The 2,602-nt window shown below is 63.4% G+C and carries 3 protein-coding genes and 1 pseudogene; 2 read left to right on the top strand and 2 right to left on the bottom strand.

The window, feature by feature from the left end; genetic code table 11:
- Positions 1-30 precede the first annotated feature (30 nt).
- A pseudogene (locus HMPREF2863_RS08005) lies at positions 31-351 on the bottom strand (helix-turn-helix transcriptional regulator); the annotation flags it as partial.
- Positions 352-671: 320 nt separating this feature from the next.
- The gene (locus HMPREF2863_RS08000; RefSeq protein WP_067190828.1) at positions 672-890 is read right to left on the bottom strand and encodes a helix-turn-helix domain-containing protein; all 219 of its coding nucleotides are present in this window, start codon (positions 888-890) and stop codon (positions 672-674) included.
- Between the two features lie 203 nt (positions 891-1,093).
- Here HMPREF2863_RS08000 and HMPREF2863_RS12075 point away from each other — a divergent pair, with 203 nt between their 5' ends.
- The gene (locus HMPREF2863_RS12075; RefSeq protein WP_067190830.1) at positions 1,094-1,582 is read left to right on the top strand and encodes a hypothetical protein; all 489 of its coding nucleotides are present in this window, start codon (positions 1,094-1,096) and stop codon (positions 1,580-1,582) included.
- Between the two features lie 50 nt (positions 1,583-1,632).
- A partial coding sequence (locus HMPREF2863_RS07990; RefSeq protein WP_070639316.1) for a tyrosine-type recombinase/integrase occupies positions 1,633-2,602 on the top strand: 970 nt, incomplete at its 3' end.

The following is a 2,602-nucleotide window of genomic DNA, read 5'->3' as shown; positions in this document are numbered from 1 at the left end:
CCCCGCTTACACAGACAAGTTGACACGCCCAAGGGGGCCGCCGTTCTTGCGCACGTCGCCGGGGCTGGTGCCGTGGACCGCCTGAAAGGCCCGTCCGAACGCCTCGGTCGAGCCGTAGCCGAACCGGACCGCGACATCCAGCAGCGGAGCACCGTCCACGACCTCGGCCGCGGCCACAGTCATCCGCCGCCGCCGCACATACTCGGACAACGGCATGCCCGTCAGTGACGAGAACATTCGCCGCAGGTGGTACTCGGTCGTACCGAACGTGCGCGCCAGTGCAGCGATGTCGAGGTCGTCGGACAGGTGTGCCTCGACGGCCTCGATCAGCCGATTGAGTTCAACGATCACAGTGACCCCCTTCGCAATCAAGCATGCGGATCGATCCCGACTCATGTCCGACAGTTCCGGTCCGGGTCGATCGGGACGCCTTGCATCCAGCGACAACCTCATCCATAGTCGAAAAAGCACATCTCGACCTGCGACCCCGCGCGTTCGTCACGGTCTCTGCAGCGAAGCAGATCGAGCCTTGGCGGCTGGCAGGCATCGGAAACGAACGGGGTGCGATACCGCAGCCGATTACCAGCGTCAGAGATTCCATGTGGTATTGCCGACATTCCTGTGGGAACTCGGCGCGGGGGTGCCGAATCGGCACCGCCATAGCGCACCGCCTACGACTCGCCGGGGGTGGCGTCGGCGAAGAGGGCGAGGAACTTCTCGCGCGGGATCACGATGCGCCGCCCGAGCTTCACATGCGGGATGGTGCCCTCGTTGATGCTCGTGGTGATCGTGCGGGGATCGACCCCGAGTGCTTCGGCGGCTTCTTTGCGGGTGATGACCAGGCTGCGCCGCTTGCGGAGGTCGTCCATGTCCAGGGTGCTCTGCCGCATGAGGTCACCGTCCGATCCGATACAGGGAGATTGAGGGGTGCCTACCACGGTAGAAGCCAAACCTTGCTGTGTCAAGTACAACCATGTATGTTCTTAGTATGGAAACAGAGAGGGTGCGGGGCAACCCGCCGGGACACACCAATCAGTACGTCGCCGGGAACATCCGTGCGGCCCGTCAAGCGATCGGTATGGACTTGCGCACCATGTCGAAGCTGCTGACCGACGCGGGGCGAAAACTCTCCCCGTCGGGGATCAGCAAGCTCGAAGCTGGGGATCGCCGCGTGGACGTGGACGACCTCACGGTGATCGCCTACCTGTTGCGCACCACCCCGGCAGCGCTCCTCACCCCGCCCGACGCCGCGAGTGGCGTGACGGGGGTGCCTGGCGAGTATCTGCCGGAAGAGATTGAGAAATGGATGCAGGGCTGGCTCACTCTCACCCCGGAGGGGCTGCTGACCTACTGGCAGCAGGAATGGTTCGCCTGCCAGAACCGCATCCAGTATTACGAATCCTCCCTCAGCATCCCCGGCAGCGACCAGCTCCCGAGCACCGAGACCTATATGCAGCGTCTCGCGGAGCAGCGGGAGCGCGCACGGTTCATCCGGGTGCGCGGCGAGCAGATCGACCCGAGCGGGCGCGTATTCAGCGGCCCCGACTTCCTCGACCGCCTCGCACCAGGCAGCACCGAGTAGTCCTCGCGCACCCCAGCGATATCGACCTATCCAGCAGAAAGGATGAGGCAATGGCACGAAAGGCCACAGCCGCCGGGCGCGACTCCGGCGCGGATACCGCAGGCGAGGAGGTGAAACCCGCACGTCGCTCCCGCTCTCGGCAGCCCGGCTCGATCCAGGGTTACGACACCGACAAGGGGAAGCGGTGGCGGTTCCAGATCTACGTCCTGAAAGACCCCGAGTACCCCGAGATGGGAATGCGGCGTCTCACCCGCTCCGGATTTACCAGCACCGATGAAGCCAACGACGCCTTGCAGGAGGCGTTGAAACAGCGGAAACAGAACGAGAAGTTCGGAAACAAGGTGCCCACCATTGGCGCGTACGCGGATGAGTGGGCGGCGGGCTTGAAGCTCGCGGCATCCACGATCAAGGGATACAAGAAGATCATCCGCAACCACATCAAGCCCCAGCTCGGCACGATCCGGCTCGACAAGCTCACCGCCACCAGGATCGCCCGCCACTACCGAGACCTCGAAACCCACGGCCGCAAAGACGAATACGGCAAGGGCAAACCGCTGTCGGCCAACTCGGTTCACAAGGTGCATGTCGTACTGGGCGCGATCCTCGATGCCGCGATAGACGACGGGCACCTGACCGTGAACCCTGCGAAGAAGAAGCGCACCGTGAAAGCCCCGACCACGAGCGAAGTGCGGGCGCAAAAGCCCGAGATTGCGACCTGGACAGCCGATCAGCTCGCCCTGTTCCTCACCTGGAACCGTGACGAGCTGGAAGACGAGCTGTTCCCGCTATGGCGTCTCATCGCTTACACCGGCATGAGACGCAGTGAAGCTGTGGCGCTCAAGTGGAGCGATATCAATGGCAAGGCAATGCAGGTCAGCATCCGCCGCGCGGTCGATACCGACGACTGGACGAAGACCAAGCCACCCAAGACCGGGCAGGCCCGCGTGATCGATGTAGACGCCGAAACTCTAAAGGTGCTCGCCTCGTACAAGGTGTTGTGGGTCATGAGGTTCTTGACAT

Origin of the sequence: Micrococcus sp. HMSC067E09 (assembly GCF_001812555.1) — a bacterium.
In the GTDB taxonomy this organism is placed as follows: Bacteria; Actinomycetota; Actinomycetes; order Actinomycetales; family Micrococcaceae; genus Micrococcus; species Micrococcus lylae.
This window is presented reverse-complemented; position numbering and strand designations above follow the sequence as displayed.

Coding starts and splice junctions, on each gene's coding strand:
- HMPREF2863_RS08000 (WP_067190828.1), bottom strand. CDS start 890: ATGCGGCAGAGCACCCTGGACATGGACGACCTCCGCAAGCGGCGCAGC.
- HMPREF2863_RS12075 (WP_067190830.1), top strand. CDS start 1,094: ATGTCGAAGCTGCTGACCGACGCGGGGCGAAAACTCTCCCCGTCGGGG.